24 protein-coding genes are annotated in these 21702 nt (G+C 71.8%); 21 read left to right on the top strand and 3 right to left on the bottom strand.

Going from position 1 to position 21702, the window contains the following annotated elements; genetic code table 11:
• The first annotated feature begins 385 nt into the window (after positions 1-385).
• From ACH4EB_RS31470 to ACH4EB_RS31400, 15 genes are all read left to right on the top strand, one after another.
• Positions 386-1405: a hypothetical protein gene (locus tag ACH4EB_RS31470; protein WP_398351492.1), complete on the top strand. Its 1020-nt coding sequence runs from the start codon at positions 386-388 to the stop codon at positions 1403-1405.
• Positions 1406-1601: 196 nt separating this feature from the next.
• Entirely contained in the window at positions 1602-2324 is a 723-nt protein-coding gene (cpaB, locus tag ACH4EB_RS31465; RefSeq protein WP_398351490.1) for a Flp pilus assembly protein CpaB, read from the top strand.
• Between the two features lie 13 nt (positions 2325-2337).
• Entirely contained in the window at positions 2338-3702 is a 1365-nt protein-coding gene (locus ACH4EB_RS31460) for a CpaE family protein (protein WP_398351489.1), read from the top strand.
• 3 nt (positions 3703-3705) lie between these two features.
• On the top strand, positions 3706-4125 hold the full coding sequence (locus tag ACH4EB_RS31455; protein ID WP_398351488.1) for a TadE/TadG family type IV pilus assembly protein: 420 nt from the start codon (positions 3706-3708) through the stop codon (positions 4123-4125).
• Complete coding sequence (locus ACH4EB_RS31450; RefSeq protein ID WP_398351486.1) at positions 4122-4595, top strand: TadE family protein; 474 nt, start codon at positions 4122-4124, stop codon at positions 4593-4595. Before ACH4EB_RS31455 ends, ACH4EB_RS31450 begins: the two co-directional genes overlap by 4 nt.
• Positions 4592-5929: a CpaF family protein gene (locus ACH4EB_RS31445; protein ID WP_398351485.1), complete on the top strand. Its 1338-nt coding sequence runs from the start codon at positions 4592-4594 to the stop codon at positions 5927-5929. The genes ACH4EB_RS31450 and ACH4EB_RS31445 overlap by 4 nt, the downstream gene beginning before the upstream one ends.
• A gap of 32 nt (positions 5930-5961) precedes the next feature.
• Positions 5962-6906, top strand: a complete 945-nt coding sequence (locus tag ACH4EB_RS31440) for a type II secretion system F family protein (RefSeq protein ID WP_398351484.1) — start codon at positions 5962-5964, stop codon at positions 6904-6906.
• A 95-nt stretch (positions 6907-7001) separates the two neighbouring features.
• Entirely contained in the window at positions 7002-7904 is a 903-nt protein-coding gene (locus ACH4EB_RS31435) for a DUF5936 domain-containing protein (protein WP_398351483.1), read from the top strand.
• 647 nt (positions 7905-8551) lie between these two features.
• Positions 8552-8716, top strand: a complete 165-nt coding sequence (locus tag ACH4EB_RS31430; protein WP_398351575.1) for a hypothetical protein — start codon at positions 8552-8554, stop codon at positions 8714-8716.
• Entirely contained in the window at positions 8713-9420 is a 708-nt protein-coding gene (locus ACH4EB_RS31425) for a pilus assembly protein TadG-related protein (RefSeq protein WP_398351574.1), read from the top strand. The genes ACH4EB_RS31430 and ACH4EB_RS31425 overlap by 4 nt, the downstream gene beginning before the upstream one ends.
• A gap of 32 nt (positions 9421-9452) precedes the next feature.
• Entirely contained in the window at positions 9453-10034 is a 582-nt protein-coding gene (locus ACH4EB_RS31420; RefSeq protein ID WP_398351481.1) for a hypothetical protein, read from the top strand.
• A gap of 3 nt (positions 10035-10037) precedes the next feature.
• Positions 10038-10667, top strand: coding sequence for an OmpA family protein (locus ACH4EB_RS31415; RefSeq protein ID WP_398351480.1), 630 nt, complete (start codon positions 10038-10040; stop codon positions 10665-10667).
• Positions 10668-10835: 168 nt separating this feature from the next.
• Complete coding sequence (locus ACH4EB_RS31410) at positions 10836-11246, top strand: VOC family protein (protein ID WP_398351478.1); 411 nt, start codon at positions 10836-10838, stop codon at positions 11244-11246.
• Between the two features lie 202 nt (positions 11247-11448).
• On the top strand, positions 11449-12030 hold the full coding sequence (locus ACH4EB_RS31405; protein ID WP_398351477.1) for a TetR/AcrR family transcriptional regulator: 582 nt from the start codon (positions 11449-11451) through the stop codon (positions 12028-12030).
• A 161-nt stretch (positions 12031-12191) separates the two neighbouring features.
• Complete coding sequence (locus tag ACH4EB_RS31400) at positions 12192-13430, top strand: Cmx/CmrA family chloramphenicol efflux MFS transporter (RefSeq protein WP_398351572.1); 1239 nt, start codon at positions 12192-12194, stop codon at positions 13428-13430.
• Positions 13431-13439: 9 nt separating this feature from the next.
• Here the strand turns inward: ACH4EB_RS31400 and ACH4EB_RS31395 are convergent, their stop codons facing one another.
• Positions 13440-13889, bottom strand: coding sequence for an ATP-binding protein (locus tag ACH4EB_RS31395; protein WP_398351475.1), 450 nt, complete (start codon positions 13887-13889; stop codon positions 13440-13442).
• A gap of 136 nt (positions 13890-14025) precedes the next feature.
• Here ACH4EB_RS31395 and ACH4EB_RS31390 point away from each other — a divergent pair, with 136 nt between their 5' ends.
• Together ACH4EB_RS31390 and ACH4EB_RS31385 are read left to right on the top strand one after the other, a co-directional pair.
• The gene (locus ACH4EB_RS31390; RefSeq protein ID WP_398351474.1) at positions 14026-14877 is read left to right on the top strand and encodes a helix-turn-helix domain-containing protein; all 852 of its coding nucleotides are present in this window, start codon (positions 14026-14028) and stop codon (positions 14875-14877) included.
• Positions 14843-15079, top strand: coding sequence for a DUF397 domain-containing protein (locus ACH4EB_RS31385; RefSeq protein ID WP_398351473.1), 237 nt, complete (start codon positions 14843-14845; stop codon positions 15077-15079). The genes ACH4EB_RS31390 and ACH4EB_RS31385 overlap by 35 nt, the downstream gene beginning before the upstream one ends.
• Positions 15080-15450: 371 nt before the next feature.
• On the opposite strand, the gene ACH4EB_RS31380 is transcribed toward ACH4EB_RS31385, so the two are convergent.
• Positions 15451-15759 (bottom strand): DUF192 domain-containing protein, encoded by a 309-nt coding sequence (locus ACH4EB_RS31380; protein ID WP_398351570.1) that lies wholly within the window; start codon positions 15757-15759, stop codon positions 15451-15453.
• Between the two features lie 188 nt (positions 15760-15947).
• Between ACH4EB_RS31380 and ACH4EB_RS31375 the strand changes: the two genes are divergently transcribed.
• A complete protein-coding gene (locus tag ACH4EB_RS31375; protein ID WP_398351567.1) occupies positions 15948-16694 on the top strand; it encodes a prepilin peptidase in 747 nt (248 codons plus the stop codon).
• A gap of 237 nt (positions 16695-16931) precedes the next feature.
• Here ACH4EB_RS31375 and mgrA read toward each other — a convergent pair whose 3' ends face one another.
• Entirely contained in the window at positions 16932-17975 is a 1044-nt protein-coding gene (gene mgrA, locus ACH4EB_RS31370; protein ID WP_398351472.1) for an L-glyceraldehyde 3-phosphate reductase, read from the bottom strand.
• 117 nt (positions 17976-18092) lie between these two features.
• Between mgrA and ACH4EB_RS31365 the strand changes: the two genes are divergently transcribed.
• The 3 genes from ACH4EB_RS31365 to ACH4EB_RS31355 all read left to right on the top strand — a co-directional run bounded on the left by ACH4EB_RS31365 (position 18093) and on the right by ACH4EB_RS31355 (position 21689).
• Positions 18093-18890, top strand: coding sequence for an isoprenyl transferase (locus ACH4EB_RS31365; protein ID WP_398351470.1), 798 nt, complete (start codon positions 18093-18095; stop codon positions 18888-18890).
• Between the two features lie 370 nt (positions 18891-19260).
• Positions 19261-20583 (top strand): PhoH family protein, encoded by a 1323-nt coding sequence (locus ACH4EB_RS31360; protein WP_398351469.1) that lies wholly within the window; start codon positions 19261-19263, stop codon positions 20581-20583.
• Between the two features lie 404 nt (positions 20584-20987).
• Positions 20988-21689, top strand: coding sequence for a transglycosylase SLT domain-containing protein (locus ACH4EB_RS31355; protein WP_398351466.1), 702 nt, complete (start codon positions 20988-20990; stop codon positions 21687-21689).
• Positions 21690-21702 lie beyond the last annotated feature (13 nt).

Here is a 21702-nt window from a genome sequence, read left to right as displayed (position 1 = left end):
TCCAGAGCCAGGAGCCAGGAGCCAGGAGCCAGGAGCCAGGAGCCGGGAGCCGGGAGCCGGGAGCCGGGAGCCGGGAGCCACGAGCCGGGAGCCACGAGCCGGGATCCGGGAGAGCCGGAGCCGGGAGACCGTGCCCCGTAACGCGTAACCAGTGACCCGTTAGAACGCGAGCCGGCCGCGCGGCGCCCCGAGCGCCGCGCGGCCGGTCGGCCGTTGGTGTCGCTGCCTTCGTACGGCGGGGCGCGGCGGAATGTGCCAAGGCCGACGCCCAGTACCCCAGAACGTGTTCTCCGGGGCGGAACTCGTCGATAAGGTGCTGAGCCAACAGCAGTGCCGACAGCGCCAACAGTGCCGACAGCGCCAGCAGCGCAGTGGGGGACGCGACGTGCCGACCGCGATTGCAGTCACCAGCGCCGACCTCGCGCTGCCCGCCACCGACCGGCAGACCCCGGCCGCCGTGGTCGTCCGGCCCCCGCACGCCCAGCCGTTGGACGACGCGCTGACCGAGATGGGCGCGGTGCTGGAGCACCACGGCCATCTCGTCGCGCTCTACTCCACCGCCTGCCCGCCGGACCACGTCCGGCGGCTGCACACCCTGCGCGCGGTCCTGGAGAGCGACCGGTTCGCGATCCTGCCGGTGGATCTGCCGCCGCTCGGCCTGGCCGTACTGGCCCACCAGCTCCGGCAGTTGTCGCTGTGCGACTTCAGCCCCGGGCTGCTGGCCTGCGCCGCCCGCCTGCTGGCGCACTACGTGCACGCGGGCGCCCTGCTCGGCAGCGTCGCACGCCTCGACAGGGTGGGGACGGATCTCCGTTCCCATCTGCGGTCCTGGCTGCCCGGCACGCAGTTCGCGGTGCTCGCCAATCCGGAACCGCACCTGGTCGGTCTCGGCCGGCACGCCGAACGGGCCACCGACGCGGGCCTGTGCCCGCCCGGCTTCGCCACCCGCCTCGCCCACGCGCGGGGACAGTTGCCCGGCGAGTGGGTCGGCGGCGTCCTGGCGCGCTCCTGGCAGGTGCAGGGGACGTACGAGGTCCCGTTGCCCGCCGAGTCGGCGGCGTGGTGGGGGACCCGCAAGGTCATCGAATTCGCGGCGGCCATCCCGGATCTCTCGGTGCTCTACCAGATCGTGGCGTCCGTACGGAGAGAGGAGTGCCGCTGGTGCGGTCGCGAACTCATCGGGGACCGTTGCGCGTTCTGCTGCGCGCCGACCGCCGCGCCGGGTGCGGGCGCCGGGCCCCGTACGGACGGGGCCGCGCGCTCCCGCACCGGGCCGGGCCCGGCTCAAGCGGCCGCCGCCTCACCGGCCTCTTCCCTGCTGCGGCGCCGCGGCCTCGCCCCGGTGGCGCCGGCCGGCGTCCCCGGTCCGGAGCCGGGAGGGCGGGCGGCCGTGCGGGCGCGCTGATCGCACCCGTACCGGACCGGCGCGGAATCCGCCCGCGCAGACCGCCGCCCCCCGGCCCGCCCCGGCAGAAACGCCGGCAGCGGCCCCGGCGGCGCCACCGCCCGGCGCCGACCGCCGTCACCGCCCCCGCCCGTCTCCCCACCCACACCGAAACCCACACCGAAACCCACACCCACACCGACGAGGTCCCGCACTCATGAACTCACGCCAGCGCCGCGGAGTGATCCTGTTGCTCCTGTCGGTCCTCTGCGCGCTCGGCGCGTTCGTCGGCGTGCTGTCGGTGATCCGCGACGTGGAGTCCAAGGTCGGCCCCGAGCGCACCGCGTACCGGCTGACGGCGGACGTGGCGGCCTACCAGGCGCTGGACCCGGGACAGTTCGAGAAGGTGGCGATACCGGAGCGCTGGCTGCCGTCCACCGCCGTCACCGACCTGGCCCGGGTGCGCGGGAAGATCGCCGTGACACCGCTGCACAAGGGCTCGCTTCTCCAGGACGACATGGTCGTCGACCGTCCGGCGCTCAAGCCGGGACAGCAGGAGATCGCCATCATGATCGACGCGGCCACCGGCGTGGCCGGGAAGATCAATCCGGGTGCCCGGGTGAACATCTACGCCACCTTCGAGGGCAAGCGCGCCGAGGACCGGCCCGTCTCCAAGGTGATCGTGGCGAACGCCCCGGTCATCGACCGGGGCAAGCTCACCCCGCTGGAGCACAAGGACCCCGGCGACACCCGCTCCTCCAGTACCCGCCGCGCCACCGAGGCCGTACCGATCACCTTCGCGCTGAGCACCCAGGACGCCCAGCGCGTCGCCTACGCGGAGTCGTTCGCCACCCACGTACGGCTCGCCCTCGTCGCCCCCGGCACCGAGGCCGACATCCCGCCCGGCGAGCGCACCTACACCCTCGACGGCGACAAATGACCCGGAGGCACTGGTGACCATCCGCATCCTCCCGGCCGTCGGTGAGCCCGACGCCGCCCGCGCCGTGTCATCGCTGCTCAGCCAGTTGCCGGGGGCCGAGCCCGCGCCACCGGTCGCCGACTCCACCGCCCTGGCCGACGCGCTCGACCGGGCCGCGTCCAGGGCCGCCGCCGGGTCCCCGGACCTGCCGGGGCCGCCGTCCGCCGTGGACGAACTGCCCGAAGTCGTCCTCGTCCACGAGCGCATCGGCCCGGTGCCCGCGCTGGAGCTGATCCGCGACATCGCGCTGCGCTTCCCCGCCGTCGGCGTCGTGCTGATCACCACCGACGCGGGCCCGGCCCTGTTCGCCGCCGCCATGGATGCGGGCGCGCGCGGCATCGTCGGACTGCCGCTCGGCTACGACGAACTGGCCGCCCGGGTGCAGGCCGCGGCCCAGTGGGCGTCCGGCGTACGGGTGCACCTGGGCGGCGGGCACGAGGCGGTGTCCGGACCGGCCGGCACGCTAGTCACCGTCACCGGCGCCAAGGGCGGCGTCGGCACGACGGTCACCGCCGTCCAGCTCGCGCTCGCCGCGCACGCCGCCGGGCGCAGTGTCGCGCTGGTCGACATGGACCTCCAGTCCGGGGACGTGGCCTCCTATCTGGACGTCCAGTTCCGCCGTTCGATCGTCGACCTCGCGGGCATCCGGGACATCTCCGTACGCGTCCTCCAGGACGCCGTGCACGCCCACCACACCGGCCTGGGCCTGCTGCTGGCGCCGGAGGAGGGCGAGCGTGGCGAGGAGGTGGACGACCGGGCCGCCCGTACGGTCCTGGCGGCGCTGCGCTCGCGCTACGAACTGGTGGTGGTGGACTGCGGCTCCCAGATGCAGTCCGCCAACGCCGCCGCCGTCGAACTGTCCGACACCGCCCTCCTGGTGACGACGCCGGACGTGGTGTGTGTGCGGGCCGCCAAGCGCCTCGTACGACTGTGGGACCGGCTCCAGATCCGCAAGGCGGACGACACCACGACCGTCGTCAACCGCCTCACCCGTAACACCGAGATCCAGCCGCCACTGGTCGGGAAGGCCACCGGCACCCGGGTCGCCCGCACCCCCGTACCGGCCGGGTTCAAGGAGCTCCAGCCGTACGTCGACGCGGGCCGGATGCAGGACCTGGACGCCCGGTCCACGGTCCGGCAGGCGCTGTGGGCGCTGGCGGGGGAGCTGGGCCTGGTCGACGCGCCGGCCGCACGGCAGGGGCGGGGCAGCCACCGCGCCCGCACGTCGCTGACCGGACGGCGGCGCAAGGCGCTGACGGCCGGGCCCGCCGCCGGGGAGCCGGGGGCGCCGGGGGCGTTCGGCGCGTCCGGTCCGTCCGGGCCGTACGAGGAGGGCTGAGGCGTGCGGGGGCGCGGCGGGCGCGGGGCGGCCACCGGGACGGGGCGGCACCCGTGGACCACCGACGACCGCGGCCAGATCTCCGTCGAACTCCTCGGCCTGGCGCCGCTCATCCTGGTCGTGCTCGTCCTGGTCTGGCAGGTCGTGCTGGTCGGCTACACGTACGCGCTCGCCGCGAACTCGGCCGACAAGGGCGCGCGGGCGGGCACCGCCACCGAGACGGGGGGCGCGGGCGCGTGCGCGGCGGCGGCCGAGAAGGACCTGCCCGGCGCGTGGGCGGACAGCGCCACGATCGGGTGTGGTGCCGAGGGCGGTCTGTGGAAGGCGACGGTCGGCCTCAAGGTGCCGGTGCTCTTCCCCGGCGCCGGGAACTTCCCGTGGACGGTCACGGGCACGGCGGGCGTGGCGGAGGAGGGCTCGTGAGAGATACGGGACGGGTATCCGGTCCGCGCGGCGCGGCCGTACGGGACACGGGTACGGCACGCGCCCGGGGACCGCGCAGGCCACGCGGGCGCCGCGACGACCACGGCCAGGTCTCCATCGAATTCCTCGGCTTCCTGCCGGTCCTGCTGATCGTCGCCCTCGCCGCCATCCAGCTCGGCCTGGCCGCGTACGCCGTCCAGCAGGCCGGTACGGGAGCGCGCGCCGCCGCCCGTACGGCCACCCTCGACGAGGCCGACCGGAAGGCGAGTCCGGAGGCGGCGGGCAAGGCCGCCATGAGCGACTGGATCGGCGCCGAAGCCACGGTCAACGCGCCCGAGGGCGGCGGCGAGGTGCGGGCGACCGTGACCGTCGAGATCCCGTCCGTCATCCCCGGCGCCGGCCCCTGGCACGCCACCCGCAGCGCCACCATGGCCCTGCCCGCCGAACCCGGAGGAACGACCACCCCATGAGCCTCAAAGCCCGCATCGCCGCGCCGGAGGCTGCCCCGGCGGGCCGCGAGGACGGCCATCTCGTCGCCGTCTACCGCGCCAAACTCCTGGCGGAGATCGACCTCGCCGAGATGTCGGCGCTCGCCGCGGCCGAGCGCCGCACCCGCCTGGAGCGCGTCCTCGGCCACATCATCAGCCGCGAGGGGCCGGTCCTGTCCACCGCCGAACGCGCCCAGCTCATCCGCCGCGTGGTGGACGAGGCGCTCGGCCTCGGCGTCCTGGAACCGCTCCTCGAAGACGCCTCGGTCACCGAGATCATGGTCAACGGCCCCGACCAGGTGTACGTCGAGCGCCACGGCCGGGTGGAGCTGGTCCCCGTCCGCTTCGCCTCCCACGAGCAGCTCATGCAGACGATCGAACGCATCGTCTCCACCGTCAACCGCCGGGTGGACGAGTCCAACCCGATGGTGGACGCGCGGCTGCCCTCCGGCGAGCGCGTCAACGTCATCATCCCGCCGCTCGCCTTGAACGGCGCCACCCTCACCATCCGTCGCTTCCCCCGCGCGTACACGCTGCCCGAACTGATCGGGATGGGCACGCTCGACGACCCGATGGTGCTGCTGCTCGCCGGGCTCGTCCGGGCCAAGTTCAACGTCGTCGTCTCCGGGCCCACCGGCGCCGGCAAGACCACCCTCCTCAACGCCCTCTCCGGCCTCATCCCCGAAGGCGAGCGGATCATCACCGTCGAGGACGCCGCCGAACTCCAGCTCCAGCAGAACCACGTCATCCGTCTGGAGTCCCGGCCGCCCAACGTGGAGGGCAAGGGCCGCATCACCATCCGCGACCTGGTCCGCAACTCCCTGCGCATGCGCCCCGACCGCATCATCGTCGGCGAGGTCCGCGGCGGCGAGACCCTCGACATGCTCCAGGCGATGTCCACCGGCCACGACGGCTCCCTGGCCACCGTGCACGCCAACAGCGCCGAGGACGCCCTGATGCGCCTCCAGACGCTCGCGTCCATGTCCGACGTCAAGGTGCCCTTCGAGGCGCTGCGGGACCAGATCAACAGCGCCGTCGACTGCATCGTCCAGATCACCCGGCACGCCGACGGCTCCCGGCGCATCGGCGAGATCGCCATCCTCGACTCGCACGGCCACGCCGACTACCGCATCGCCACCGTCTGCCGCTTCGAGGCCGAGCCGAGCGGCGCCGACCGCACCGTACGCGGCCGCTTCCGCCACCACCCGCTGCCGCGCCGGGTCGCCGAACGCCTCTACCTCGCCGACGAGCCGGTGCCCCCGGCCTTCGGCGTGGCGGCCACCGCCGACCAGCTCGCCACCCGAGAAGCCTCGTAGCGGCTCACCCATCGGAGGACGGACCCGCGCCCATGCCCCTGGACGACATCGCCCTGCTCACCCTCGGCAGCACCCTGCTCTGCGCGGTGCTGGCCGTCGTGGGCCTGCGGCTGTACGCGACCGGACGCGAGCGCCACCAGGCCCTCGTCGACCGGCTCTCCGACGACCACGGCCTGCCCCGGCCCGCCCACGGCCGCCGCTTCTCCGCCGTCGACCGCCGGCTGCGCGCCACCCGCCTCGGGCGCGGTCTGGAACTGCGGCTGGCGGCCACCGGCCTGGACGTGACCCCCGGCGAGTTCTTCGTGGGCCTGCTCGCCGTGGTCGCCGGGCTCTGGATCGTCGCGCAGACGGTCCTGGCGCCCTTCTTCGGGCCCATCGCGGCCCTGGCGGCCGTCTGGTCCGCGTACGCCTTCCTCACCTGGCAGCGGCAGAAACGTATCGAGAAGTTCATCAACCAACTGCCCGAGCTGTCCCGCATCCTCGCCAACGCCACCCAGGCCGGGCTGGCGCTGCGGACGGCCCTGGGCATGGCGGCGGAGGAACTGGAGGCACCCGCCGGGGAGGAACTGGCCAAAGTCTCCGACAAACTGGCTGTCGGCCACTCCCTCGACGACGCCCTCGACGAACTCGCCGCCCGCCTGCCCTCCCGCGAACTCGTCGTCCTCGTCACCACCCTGGTGCTGTCCAACCGCGCGGGCGGCACGGTCGTCGGCTCGCTGCGCAACCTCACCAGGACGCTGGAGGAGCGGAAGGAGACCCGGCGCGAGGTGCGCACCCAGCTCTCCCAGGTCGTCGTCACCGCGTACGTCGTGCCGTTCCTCGGTGTGGGCACCCTGCTGCTGATGAACCGGATCGCGCCCGGCGCCATCGACCGGATGACGGCCACGTTCCTGGGCCAGGCCGCGGTGGTCGTGGCCTGCGTCCTGTACGCCGTCGGCTTCTTCGTGATCCGCCGCATCTCCAAGATCGACGTCTGACGGCTCCGGCAGCGGACCCGCCACGCGGCCCACCCGAAGACGCCCGGAAGAACCCCCTGAGCCCCCCGATGGCACTCACCCGAAGGCACCCACCCATGGGAATCGGAACGACCGGACTGCTCCTCGCCCTCGCGTTCGCCCTCGCCGTGGCGGGCGCCTGTTACGGCGTCGCCCTCTACCGCCGCGAGGCCAGGCTGCCGCCGGACATCGCCGTCGCCCTGGAGGTCGGCTCGTCCCGCACCACCGTCGTCGGCTCGGCGGTGGACCGGACGGGCATGCGCTACGCGCCCCTCGTCCTGCGCATGATGGGGGAGAAGCGGGTGGCCAAGGTGCGCAGGCGCATCGATCTGGCGGGCAACCCCGGCGGTCTGACCGTGGACCGCTACGCCGCCCGCCGCGCGGTCTACGGCTTCCTCGGCTTCGGCGGCGCGTTCGTCGTGCTGCTGCGCGCCCAGTTCCTGCTCGCCCTCCTCCTGGTGGCCTTCGGGCTCTTCTGGAACGAGGTCGGGATCTGGGCCGCGATTCGCCAACGCAAGGACACCATCGAACGCACCCTGCCCGACTTCCTCGACGTCCTGGCCGTCGTGGTCAGCGCCGGACTGGGCTTCCGCCAGGCCCTCGACCGGGTCGCCGACAAGTACGAAGGCCCGTGGGCCGACGAGCTGCGGATCACCCTGCGGCAGATGGACATGGGCGTCAGCCGCCGCGAGGCGTTCGAGGAACTGCGCAGACGCAACGACTCCGAGCAGGTGGCCCAGTTCGTCACCGCGCTCCAGCAGGGCGAGGAACTCGGCTCCCCGATCGTCGACACGCTCATCCAGATCGCCGACGACATGCGCCGCACCGACGCGCAGAACGCCCGGCGCCGCGCCGCCCGCGCGGTGCCCAAGGCGACCGTGGTCGTCACCACGTTCATGGTCCCCGCCACGATGATCCTGCTCGTCGCGGGCTTCTTCCTGGGCTCGGGCACCAACTTCGGGTCGCTGATGGGCGACTGAGGTGGGCCGGGGGCGCGCCGGACGGTCCGACGGTCCGTAGGCCCTGGGCGTCCCGGGCGGCCCGGAACGGATCGGGGGCCTGGACGGTCCGTACGGTCCGTGCGTCAACTCCCCGCCCCCGGCGCCCCCTTACGCGTCTCGAAACGGCTCCTGTTGGGCAAACACCCTTCGCGTACGCAACGGTATGTGGCACAGTCGGCATCCATGTGTTCCCCGGCCCCGGCCGCACCGCCGGGCACACCGGGGCGGGTGACGGCGCTGTCGGTGAGGACGGGCGGGGGTGGGAAGGATGCCGTCGGACGGAACGGGCGTAACGGGCGATCCGGCTGTACCGGAAAAGCCTGCCGTACCGGATGAGCCGGGCGGTCCTGGCACCCCAAAACACCCATCGATGCTTCAACCCGTGTCCACGGGAAAGGAATGCGGGCGGACGCCCTGTTCCGGGACCGGTGTTCCGGCGTACTTTTCTCGTGTCGCGAGCGTGCGTGTGCGCAGCGTGCTCACGTCCGGTGTACGCGTGTTCGGTGTGCGCCTGTACGGCGCCCGGCCGTACGGCGTCCCGCCGGACGACGGGTGCGCACGGGGCGACACCACGGGGGCAGACCATCCGGACCGGAGCGGCCCGGCCGCCCATGGAGGGGAACACGATGGCGAAGCGGTTGTGGGGAAACGACCGGGGGCAGACCTCGATCGAGTACCTGGGCATCATCGCCGTGGTCGTGGCGATCGTGCTCGTCCTGTCGACCACGGACTTCGGCAGTCAGATCGCGACGGCCATCTCCAACAAGATCTCCGAGGTCGTGGGGATCTGACCCGGGCGGCGGCCCGCCGCCGGCACCGGGACGCCGGCCAGGCGTTTCCCGTGTACATCGTGGCCGTGGCGGGCCTGCTCTTCCTCGCTCTCGCGTTCTTCGCGGTCGGGCAGGCCGCCGTGACGCGCAACTCCGCGCAGACCGCGGCGGACGCGGCCGCGCTGGCGGCCGGGCAGAAGTACCGGGACCAGTTGAGCGCGAAGCTCCTCGACGCGATCCGTACGGGCGCGCCCTGGGCGGACCTCCTCGGCGGCCGCGGCGTCCCCGGCGACGACGCCTGTGCGAACGCCCAGTGGTTCGCGGGGCGCAACGACGCCGACGCGACGTGCACCCCCGATGCGTACCCCACGTCGTTCGCCGTCGAGGCGGACACCCGTAGGACGGTGGGCCGTTCGGTGATCCCCGGGACCGAGAGCACGCACGCCTCGGCCCGGGCCAGGGCGGTCGTCGAACCGCGCTGCACGCCGGGCCCGGCGCCGGACCCGGTGCCGGGGGAGGGGGACGGCCAGGGCGACGGCTCCGACGGGGGCCAGGACCAGGGCGGCGAGCCCCCGGCCGACGAGCCGCCCGCCGACGACCCGCCCGCGGGACCCCCCGCCGCCCACCTCACCTGCGAGGACGGCAAGGAGTGGACCGTCGACCCCGCCGACCCTCGTGACCTGCCCGAGGCCGCCGACCTGTTCTCCGTACGCCTTGCCGAATGACCAGCCGACGACGAGCAGAGGGAATCGCATCCATGGATACTGGGCGCCCTTCGAAGGCCACCAGGAGAGTGGCCGCCGCGGCGATCGCCGCCGGCCTGGCTCTCGTCGTCGGCGGCTGCGGCGGGGACGAGGGCGGCGGCAGCGGCGCGGCCGGCAAGCCGTCGGCGCGGGGATCCGCGCCCGAGGGCACCGGGCGCGGCACCCCGGCCGCCGACTCCCGGAAGGTCATCGGCGAGGTCAAGGGGCCGGACGGGGTGGTGGTCACCCTGCACTCCGCGGTACGGGACAGCGGTGGTTTCGTCACGGTCAGCGGCACCGTCACCAACCACGGCACCAAGATCTTCAACGCGATCGACTGGCGCTCCAACGAGACCGGGATGCGCTCGCGCTCCTCCGTCTCCGGCGCCGCCCTGGTCGACAAGGCCGGCAAGAAGCGCTATCTGGTGCTGCGGGACACCGAGGGCGAGTGCCTGTGCACCACCGGGCTGAGCGGCCTGAAGCCCGGGGCGAGCCGGCCCGTCTTCGCGCAGTTCCCGGCCCCGCCGGCGAAGGTGACCGAGGTCGACTTCCAGTTGCCGACCATGCCGCCCGCCACCGTCCCGATCTCGGACTGACCCATGATCACCACGTCCGGGGCCAGGACCCGCACGGTACGGGCCGCCGTCGTCGCGGCCGCCGCCCTCCTCCTGGCCGGTACGCCGACCCCGCCCGCCGCCCGCGCCGACGATCCGCCCGGCGTCTCCGAGGACACCACCGCACCGGTCGAGATCGACCCGCGCGACCCCGACCTCCGGATGGTCCAGGGCGCCACCCTCGCCCCCGCCAAGGTGCTCAACATCAAGTCCATCGTCGAGACCGACGACGGCGCCGAGCGGCGGCAGGACACCAACTCCAACGTGACCTTCGCTCTCCAGGCCGAGGTCCTCTTCGGCAAGGACAGCGCCGAACTCTCGTCCGACGCGCTGTCCCGCATCAGCGCCATCGCAGCCGAGATCAAGCAGCAGAACGCCACCAACCTGCGGGTCTTCGGCTTCACCGACGACCTGGGCACGGCCGCGCACGGCCTGGTGCTGTCCAAGGAACGCGCCAACGCCGTCCAGCGCGAGCTGGCCAAGGGCCTCGGCTCGACGGTCACCTTCCAGATCCGGGGCTACGGCGAGCAGTACCCGATCGCCGACAACGCCACGGAGGACGGCCGCAAGAAGAACCGGCGCGTCGAGGTGAGCTTCCCCCGCACGGGGTCGTAGCGGCGCGGGGCCCGGCGGACAGGGCCCGTCGGGGGCCACCCGGTCGGCGGCCCCCGGCGTGCGGCGGCAGGCCCGGCGCCGGAAAAAGGAAGCCGGCCCGCGCGCCCGCGCACTCCGGGGCGTACGGCTCCTCCGCACGCCCCCCGCCTCCTCTCCTCCGGAGCCCCCATGCCCTTCGCCCCCTGCCTCAGCGTCAAGGACACCGCCGCCGCCATCGGCTTCTACAAGAAGCTCGGCTTCGACGTGGACTCCAGTACGGCCCGCCCCGGCGACGACATCCACATGCTGCTGTACGGCGGCGAGTTCTGCGCGATGCTCTACAGCAACGCCGACCTGAAGCGCTGGCTCCCCGTCCTCGCCGACACGCCCATCGGCTTCGCGGGCATGTTCTACCTCGGAGTGGACGGCTTCGACGTCGTACACGACCGGATGATTCAGCACGCCGAGCTCGTCAAGGACACGGTCACCGACCACAACGGGCAGCGCATGTTCTACGTACGGGACCTCGACGGCTACGTCCTCGGCATCAACGACAACGCGGCCTTCAAGGACAGCGAACTGGGCGGCAAGTACGCGTGAACGCCGACCGGCCGCGACGTAGGCCGACGGGGGCGGACGAGGGCGGACGCCATTGAGGGCGACCGCATGGGATCGACCGCATGGGGCCGACCGCATGGGGCCGCCTGCGTGGGGCTGTCTGCGGTGGACCGCACGTGGTGGACCGCGCGTATGGGATCGCAGGTATTGGACCGTACGTTCCAATACCTGTACTGTCACCGGCATGGCCCGCCCCAGGAAATTCGACGAGGAGCGGGCGGTCGGCGCCGCGATGGAGGCGTTCTGGGCCGCCGGCTACGAAGCCACGTCCACGCAGGACCTGTGCGAGGCGACCGGCCTCGGGCGCAGCAGCATCTACAACACGTTCAAGAGCAAGCACGACCTTTTCGAGCGGGCGCTGGACCGCTACATGGCGGAACGCAACGGTGAGCTGTTCGCGCTGCTGGAGAGCGGCCTGCCGGTGCGGGAGAAGATCCGTACGCACCTTCGGCGGGTCATCGACGAGGAGTGCGGCGACGAGGAGCCCCGGCGCGGCTGCCTGGTGGTGAACACCGCCGTCGAGGTGGCGGCCCGTGACGAGGAGGTCGCGGGCGAGCTGGCGCGGGACTACCGGCTGCGGCTGGAGGCGATCCGTACCGCGATCGCGTCCGGGCAGCGGGACGGCGACATCGATGCGGGCAAGGACGCGCGCATGCTCGCCCACCTGGTCATCGCGGCCGTCGGCGGCCTGCGTGTCTCGGCCCGCTGCGGTGCCGACCGCGCGGCGCTGGAGGGGGTCATGGAGGGCTTCATGGCGGCGCTCTGAGGGGGCGGCGGGGCGGTGTCTCCCCGTCACGGTGCCCTGTCGGCGGCCCGCCCTTCGGGCCGTCTTTTTCTTCGCCCTGATTTTGAACCGAACGATACAAAACGTGACCGGCGGTGTCCGTACCGGACGCCCCGCCGCACAAGAACGGGAGCACGCACGACATGCCGATAGCCGTCTATCTCCTCGGGCTGGGGATCTTCGCCCAGGGGACCTCCGAGTTCATGCTCGCGGGGCTGCTGCCCAATGTGGCCGCCGACCTGGGAGTGTCCATCCCCGACGCCGGGCTCCTGGTGTCCGCGTTCGCCATCGGCATGGTCGTGGGCGCGCCCGTGCTCGCCGTCGGCACCCTGCGCCTGCCGCGCCGGACCGCGCTGGTCGCCTTCCAACTCGTCTTCGTGGCCGGTCACGTGGTCGGCGCGCTGGCCCCGGGGTACGGGGTGCTGTTCGCGACGCGGATCGTCAGCGCGTTCGCGTACGCGGGCTTCTGGGCGGTGGCCGCTGCGACGGCGGTGAGCCTGGTGTCCGCCGACGCCAAGGGAAAGGCACTGTCGGTCGTCGGCACCGGACTCACGCTCGCGACGATCGTGGGCGTACCGGCCGGCACGGTGCTCAGCCAGCACGCGGGGTGGCGCGCGGCCTTCTGGGGCGTGGTCGCCCTGACCGCCGTCAGCCTGATCACTCTGCTGGCCGCGCTGCCGACGGGCCGGGCGGACCTGGCGGAACCCCTCTCCGTGCGCCGCGAGGTCAAAGCCGTGGCCCGGCCCGCGCTGTGGGTCTCCTACCTCGTCACCACGCTGAGCTTCGGCGCCGCGATCGTCACCTTCAGTTACCTCGCGCCCCTGCTGACCGAGGTGAGCGGCCTGCCGGCGGGCCTGGTGCCGGCCGTACTGGCGCTGTACGGGGTCGGCGGGCTCCTCGGAATGACCCTCGGCGGACGCACCGCCGACCGCCGCCCCCTGCGCACCCTCTTCCTCGGCATCGGCGGCCTGACCGCCGCCTCCGCGCTGCTCGCGCTGACGGCCGAGAATCTGGCCGTGACCATCGTGCTCGTCTTCGCCCTCGGAGTGACCGGATACGTCACCAACCCGGTCGTCCAGTCCCGGGTGTTCACGCTCGCCCCGGACGCACCGACACTGGCCCCCGCGGTCAACACGTCCGCCTTCAACGTCGGCATCACCCTCACCCCGATGCTGGGCGGCCTGACGATCGACGCGGGCCTCGGCTTCCCGTCGGTGGCCTGGGTGGGAGCGGCGGTCGGTGCCGCGGCGCTGGCCGCGGCGCTCTGGGCGGCGGCACTTCAGCGCCGCGCGAAGGCCCGTACGGTGCCGCCCCGGACACCGGCCGCGCCGGACGCCCCGGCCACGGCGGCGAAGCCGGAGGCCCTGTCCGCGGCCGACTGATCGGCGATCTCAGCGGTACAGCTCGCACCACACGATCTTGCCGTCGACGCCGAGACGGTTCGGATCGAGCGCGTACCACCCCCAGTCGTCGGCGTACGCGCCCACGAGCCGCAGCCCGCGCCCGGTCCCGGCGTCCACATCGCCCGGCGCGGGGCACTCGGCGACGCCGGGGAGCGTACGTCCGGTGTCCCACATGCTCATCCGCACCACCCCGGCCTCCCAGGACAGCCGCATGCGCGCCGGGCCGGGCGCGTGCAGGTAGCAGTTCGTCGCGAGTTCCGAGGCCAGGAGCCGTACGCGGTCGCCGAGTTCGTCGAGCGAGTGACGCTCCAGGACGAGGTACGCGGTGCTACGGGCGATGCCGGGGCTGAGCGGACTGTGGGGGAGCCGAAGGCTGTACTCCCAGTTGCCGTGGCGGTGGGCGGGGTGCCGGAGGGGGGTGACTGCGTGTAGGGGCATGACTGTCTCCGCTACTGCGTGAGTAGTTGCTTCAACACGCAACGTAGCGCAAGCCGGAGTAGTACTGCTACGCAATGCGGAAGAATGCTTCAAGCGGCAGTCGATGGCAGACTGTGCGCCCGAAGGGGGGTGGGGCATGCCGCCAAGAAGTGCGCCGACCGGCCGTCAGCAGCGAATCGGTGCTGAGCTGCGGAAGTTGCGCGAGCGTGCCGGGCTGGCCACGCGCGAGGCAGGGCAACTGCTCAGCGTGAATGCGGCGCGGATCAGCAGCATTGAGTCCGGGCGCTTCGGAGTGAGTGCCGAGCGGGTGCGTATGTTCGCGCACAACTACGGCTGCGCGGATGAGGCGTACATCGCTGCGCTCGCCGACATGACCGCTAGTCATGGCCGTCAATGGTGGGACGAGTACAGGCGCTTGCTGCCGTCAAACCTGCTCGATCTCGCTGAGCTGGAGCACTATGCCGGTGCGATCAGCACTGCGCAGATTGCTCATCTGCCGGGACTGATGCAGACCGTTGATTACGCGCGGGTAATTTTTCGGCAGTCCATTCCTGCGCTGTCTCCTCCGGAGATTGAGCATCGCGTCTCGCACCGGATCAAGCGACAAGAGATCCTCTACGGTGATGATCCGACACCCTTCAAGGCGATCATCCATGAGGCGGCGCTGCGCATGCAGTTCGGTGGCCGACGAGTTGTCAAGGAACAGCTCACCCACATCGCCGAGTTGAGCGAGCTCCCGCACGTCGTCGTCCTGGTGGTTCCCTACTCGGCCGGGGTCTTCCCCGGGGCCGGGCAGACGGTTCTCTACGCCTCGGGGCCGGTTCCGCAACTGGACACGGTACAACTGGACTCCGAACATGGGTCTGAGTGCGTGTACGCGGACTACCAGTTGGAGAAGTACCGCACGTTCATGCGGCGCTTCGAAGACGTGGCGCTCCAGGAGAACGCGTCTCGTGAGTTCCTTCAAGACATCATCAGCGAGCTTTGAAAGAGGCGTGCCCGTGTCCTCCCTCCACTGGCAGAAGTCGACCTACAGCAGCGAAGGCAACAATTGCCTGGAACTTGCGGTAGGCGGTGAAGGTGATGTGCTGATCCGTGAGAGTGATGCCCCGTCGATAGTCGTCACTGCCGGCTCTGTGGCGATCGCGGGGCTCCTGCGGGCTGCTCAAGGTGGTCTGATCGACCTCTGAGGACGCCTGACGCCTCGGAGGTGCGGGCGGGGGCGCCGGCGGCCCGGGTGTGTTCGATCGTGTGTGCGGCGTGGCGCGGTCATGCCTGGGTTGACGGGGCGGGGGCCCCATCTCGCGGCCGTTGGTGCCCGGTGCCGCCTGGAAGGGGTAATTGCGGGGCGTCGGGAGGTGAGTTGGTGCTGGAAGATAGTACATATGCGGGTATGTGCCCTATGGTCGTTTTCGCACCGCTCACACGCGATCGGCTGGAAGCGCATCGCGCGGGCCTGCCTGCCTGCTCCTGCCCTGGGAGAGGCCGGCCCGCGGCAGGGAGACGAGCCACCAGCCGATGCGGCGTGCCGGCGGTGCCGAGCTGCCGGGCGGGTGGAGGGTCAGGGGGTGTCGACCGTGACGCGGGCGCCGGGGCGCAGGCCCCAGCGGGCCATTGCGCCGGCCTCCGCCTCCAGTACGTGCCGGGCGCGGAGGCGGGGGAGCCCGAGCCGCCCCGGCCGCATGGTGCGGACGGCCAGGACGGTGAGGTTCCGGCTGAGGTAGGCGACGTCGACGGGGAAGCGCATGCGGAACGTGTGGACGCCGCTCGCCGGGGTGAGGAGCAGCGCGCCGTCGATGCCGTCGCGGCCCAGCAGCCCGCGGGCGCGGGCCCGGTGGGAGGCGGCGATTTCGAGAGCGATCGGCGGCATGCCGGTGGGTGCGCCCGGCGCGTCGGCTGTGCCGTCCGGTGCCGGGCCGGCCGCTGCCACCGCCCGCTCCGCTTCCGCGGGCGTCGTTTCTCCGTCGTCGGTCTGCACGAAGCGGAGCGTTCCTGATCCGTTCTGCCAGCGGGACATGGAGAGCGTTTTATCAGCTTAGGGTCGGCCGTGTGCCTGTGATGCTGATGGTTCTCGCCGCCGGGTACGGTGCCGCCGCCGGCTTGCTCGTGCCGCGGCCCGCGTACCGGCTGACCGTCGAGCCGGAGGAGGACTGGCGCGCCCACTGCCCGTGCGGTCAGCCGGTCGCCGGCCCTGCGCGGGGGTGGGTGGGGCTGGGGCGGTGCCGCGCCTGTGGCCCGTACGGCCCTGGGGCGGTGGCGACCGCCCTGGTCACGGCCCTGGTCTGCGCGGTGCTCGCCGCTGCCACCGGCGCGCGGCCCGAGCTGGCGGTCTGGCTCGCGGCCGCCCCCGTGGCGGTGCTGCTCGCCGTCGTCGACTGGCGGGTGCGGCGGCTGCCCGACGTGCTGACCCTGCCGCTGGCGGCCGGTGCCGCGCTGCTGCTGGGGCTCGCCGTGCTGAGCGGGCGCGCGGCGGGGGCGTGGAGCGGGGCGCTGCTCGGTGGGCTCACCCTCGGGGGCTTCTATTTCGTCCTATATTTGGTCAATCCAGCGGGAATGGGACTCGGGGACGTCAAGTTGGCGATCGGGTTGGGGGTCACTCTTGGGTGGTACGGCTGGGCAATTCTGATCACTGGCGCGTTCGCGGGGCTGCTGCTCGGCGCGCTCTACGGATGCGGGCTGCTGCTGACGCGTGCCAGGGGCTCGGAACGCCGTAATGATGGGCCCAAACAGGCCATGCCGTACGGCCCTTTCATGATCACCGGGGCGCTTCTCGGGGTGCTTCTCGGGGCCGCGGCGGCGCCTTGATCCAAAAACCGGCCGCGCCGTTCCGCCTGAAGTTGCACGGAGCACCCCCTCGGCGGGGTTATGGTGGGAACCCCCCCCTCGGGCCGGTCCGTATCCCCCCCCACGGACCGGCCCGCTTTTCTGCCCGGGTACGGATCTCGCCATGATCATGTCGAAGCGGGTTTCGTACACGGATCGTGCGAACGTCTCTGCGGGGCGCGGGGAGCGCACCGCGAGGGCGTCGCGGACCGAACAGAATCAGCCGCGCTTGGCCCAGATGTTCACACCATCGGTCGACTTCGCGAACTCCTCGATCTCGGCCAGCTCCTCGTCCGTGATCTTCGGCGCACCCACCGCCGCGACGTTGGCCTCAAGCTGCGCCACGCTGCTCGCCCCGATCAGTGCCGAGGTCATCCGCTCGTCCCGCAGCACCCAGGACAGCGCCAACTGCGCGAGGGACTGGCCGCGGCGTGCGGCGATCTCGTTCAGGCCGCGCAACCGCCGCCGTACGTCGTCCGAGAGCAGGCCCGGGTCGAGCGACTTGCCCTGCGAGGCGCGCGAGCCCGCGGGGATGCCGTCCAGGTACTTGTCCGTCAGCAGGCCCTGGGCCAAGGGGGCGAAGGAGATGCAGCCCATGCCCTCCGCCTCCAGGGTGTCCAGCAGCGCGTCGTCCTCGGTCCACCGGTTGATCATCGAGTACGAGGGCTGGTGGATCAGCGGCCGGACGCCCATCCCCCGCAGGATGCGGGCGGCTTCACGGGTCTGCTCGGCGGAGTAGGACGAGACACCCGCGTACAGCGCCTTGCCCTGCTGGACGGCGGACGCCAGGGCGCCCATCGTCTCCTCCAGCGGGGTGTCCGGGTCGAAACGGTGCGAATAGAAGATGTCGACGTAATCGACGCCCATCCGCTTCAGTGACGCATCCAGCGACGAGAGGAGATATTTCCGCGAACCCCATTCGCCGTACGGCCCGGGGTGCATCAGATATCCGGCCTTGGTGGAGAGGACGATCTCGTCGCGGTAGGGCCGGAAGTCCCGCGCGAAGATCTTTCCGAAGTTCAGCTCGGCCGAGCCGGGCGGCGGCCCGTAGTTGTTCGCCAGGTCGAAGTGGGTCACGCCCAGGTCGAAGGCGCGGCGCAGGATCGCCTGCTGGGACGCCAGGTCACGGTCGTCGCCGAAGTTGTGCCACAGGCCCAGGGAGACGGCGGGGAGTTTGAGACCGCTGCGGCCGGTGCGGCGGTACTCCATGGAGTCGTAGCGCGTTTTCGCGGCAATGTGGACAGAGGAGTCAGTCATGGTCATCTCCTTATCACGGAGTTGTGACACACCTGATTGGGTCACCGGGACATCCGCGACGTAAAGTTGCCGACTTGAGGCGACGGGGGCGACCGCCATTTGCACGGAGGGGCTTGACCACACATGCTGCGATCTTCCGGGGTGCGCATCCCGTACCCGCCCGCGTTGCGCAACCTCGTCTACAGGCTCTACGCCCGCCGGGTCGAAGGCCGCCTCGACCATGACCAGGTCCCCAAGCACATCGGCGTCATCCTGGACGGCAACCGCCGCTGGGCGCGGGCCGACGGCCGGACCACCGTGCAGGGCCACCAGGCCGGGGCCGAAAAGATCACCGAGCTGCTCGGCTGGTGCGAGGAGACCGACGTCGAGGTGGTCACGCTCTGGCTGCTGTCGACGGACAACCTCGACCGGCCCGAGAAGGAACTGACCCCGCTGCTGGGGATCATCGAGAACACCGTGCGCGGCCTGGCCGCCGACGGCCGCTGGCGGGTCCACCACGTCGGCAACCGCGACCTGCTGCCCGCCGGCACGCAGCGGGTGCTCAAGGAGGCCGAGCAGGCCACCGCCGACCACACCGGCATCCTGGTGAACGTCGCCGTCGGCTACGGCGGCCGCCAGGAGATCGCGGACGCGGTGCGCTCGCTGCTCCTGGACCACGCCGAGCGCGGCACCTCCTTCGAGGAGCTGGCCGACATCGTCGACATCGACCTGATCTCCGAACACCTCTACACGCGCGGCCAGCCGGACCCGGACCTGGTGATCCGCACCAGTGGCGAGCAGCGGCTCTCCGGCTTCATGCTCTGGCAGAGCGCCCACTCGGAGTACTACTTCTGCGAGGTCTTCTGGCCGGCCTTCCGCAAGGTGGACTTCCTGCGCGCCCTGCGCGACTACGCCGCCCGCCACCGGCGTTACGGCTTTTAGGCCAAGCGGACCTTCAGCTCCCGGCGCGGGAGCACCCCGCGCCAAAGCCGTAACCAAGCGTTCACCGACCGTGCGTCATATGCCATTGCATGGGTGCGCACGTTCGCGGGAATATCCCTTCCAGGTCGGTATCCGGCAGTACCAGTCATCGGATGCCGTATCTCAGCGGACGGCACGGGGCCGTCCGCCCGGGAGGCCCTTTGCGCATCACGGACGACCGTGCGGACCGCACGGACGACGCGGAGGGCCGGCGTTCGGCCCGTGCATCGCGGTCCGAGCCCGGCCTCGTCGCCCGCCGCCCGACGGCGCGGCGACCCCACTTCCGCGACGCCGTCGCACCCCGACCTCATCCGAGGGGGTACGTCCACCCGTGGTGAACAGCAAGCAGCGCCGTGAGAACGGCCGGCGCACCTATGTCCTCGACACCAGCGTGCTGCTGGCGGACCCAGGCTCCATGTCCCGCTTCGACGAGCACGAAGTCGTGCTGCCGGTCGTCGTGGTCACCGAACTGGAGGCCAAGAGGCATCATCCGGAACTCGGCTACTTCGCCCGGCAGGCCCTGCGCCTGCTCGACGAGTACCGGGTGCGGTACGGGCGGCTGGACGCCCCGATCCCCATCGGGGAGCTGGGCGGATCCCTCAGGGTCGAGCTGAACCACGCCGACCCCGGTGTCCTTCCGGCCGGCTTCCGCCTGGGCGACAACGACTCGCGGATCCTCGCGGTGGCCCGCAACCTCCAGGCCGAGGGCTACGACGTCACGGTCGTCTCCAAGGACCTGCCGCTGCGCATCAAGGCGTCCGCGGTGGGCCTGCTGGCGGAGGAGTACCGCGCCGAACTCGCCATCACGGACTCCGGCTGGACGGGCATGGCGGAGCTGACCGCGACCGCCGGGCAGATCGACGACCTCTTCGCCGACGAGACCACCGGCCTCCCCGAGGCCGAGGGGCTGCCCGTGCACACCGGGCTCGTGCTCCAGTCCGAACGGGGCAAGGCGCTCGGCCGGGTCACGGCGGACGGCAGCGTACGGCTGGTGCGCGGCGACCGGGAGGCGTTCGGCATCCACGGACGCAGCGCCGAGCAGCGGATCGCGCTCGACCTGCTGCTCGATCCGGAGATCGGCATCGTCTCGATGGGCGGCCGGGCCGGTACGGGCAAGTCGGCGCTGGCGCTGTGCGCGGGGCTGGAGGCGGTGCTGGAACGCCGTCAGCACCGCAAGGTGATGGTCTTCCGGCCGCTGTACGCGGTCGGCGGCCAGGAGCTGGGCTATCTGCCGGGCACCGAGGCGGAGAAGATGAGCCCGTGGGCCCAGGCCGTCTTCGACACGCTGTCCGCGGTGACCACCTCGGACGTCATCGAAGAGGTGGTGGGCCGCGGCATGTTGGAGGTGCTGCCGCTGACGCACATCCGCGGCCGGTCGCTGCACGACGCCTTCGTCATCGTCGACGAGGCGCAGTCGCTGGAGCGCAACGTGCTGCTGACGGTGCTGTCCAGGATCGGCGCCAACTCGCGGGTGGTGCTCACCCATGACGTCGCCCAGCGCGACAACCTGCGGGTCGGCCGGTACGACGGGGTGGTGGCGGTCGTCGAGAAGCTCAAGGGCCACCCGCTGTTCGCGCATGTCACCCTCACCCGCTCGGAGCGGTCGCCGATCGCGGCCCTGGTGACCGAAATGCTGGAGGACGGCAGGATCTGACCCGTTGTGGAGTATGGCGCCGCCCGGCAGGAGCGCGAGAGCTTAGCCGGGCGGCGCCGCGTTGCGCGGGGATTTCCGCAAATCGCCTGCGGCAAACGGGGTGTGAGCTTTCACACGCAACGATGAATTGATTCCGCGCGTCCGGTTCGGGCAGAGTCTGGGTCCTGTCAGGCCCCGCATACGGCACACCAGCACCCCCAGCGGTGCGGAACCCCAGAACTTCATAGCGTCGCCGTATGCCGCCCGAGCACCACGCGGACCCCGAGGGGGACGTACCGGGCCAGCGCCTCCCGTGACCAGCCGTCCCCTCCGCTCGTTCGGGGCCGGAACAAGGGGAGGCCAGCGCCAGGGGCACGATTGCGTCCGCGAGGTCACCTATGCGGACGATGCTGGAAGGAAAGCGTGTGAGCCGGATTTCGGTCCGGGGATTCGCCGTGGCCTCCGCCACCGCGGTCACCACCGTCGGCGCCGTTGTCGGTGTCGCGTCAGGCCAGGAGCAGGGCTCGGTCGCCCACACCGAGGCCGCCGCGGCCGACGCGACGATCGCCGATGTCCCCGCGGGCCTCCAGGCCCAGGTGCAGACGGCCTCCCTTACGCAGCAGGCGGACGACGCGTCCACCCAGGCGGACGCCGCCGCGCTGAAGTCCGCTCAGGAGTCGGCCCGCAAGGCCGCCGCCGAGGACGCGCAGGCCAAGAAGGACGCCGCCGAGAAGAAGGCGAAGGCCGAGCAGGACGCCAAGGAGCGCGAGAAGGAGAAGGAAGCCTCCCGCTCCGCCGCGCGCGACGCCTCCACCTTCACCGCCAAGGCGTCGTACTCGATCGCCGAGACGCAGGCCATCGCCCGGCAGATGCTGCCGGCCGACCAGTTCCAGTGCTTCAGCAACATCGTGGACCACGAGTCCGGCTGGAACTACCGCGCCACCAACGCCTCCTCCGGCGCCTACGGCCTCGTCCAGGCGCTGCCCGGCACCAAGATGTCCTCCGCGGGCTCCGACTGGCGCACCAACCCGGCCACCCAGATCAAGTGGGGGCTGAACTACATGAACAGCCGCTACAACAGCCCGTGCGGCGCCTGGGGCTTCTGGCAGAACAACCACTGGTACTGAGAAGACGGCTGCC

Source organism: Streptomyces sp. NPDC018045, from assembly GCF_044327445.1.
GTDB lineage: Bacteria > Actinomycetota > Actinomycetes > Streptomycetales > Streptomycetaceae > Streptomyces.
Note: the sequence above shows the minus strand (reverse complement) of the source record. Positions and strands in the feature narration are given on the sequence as shown.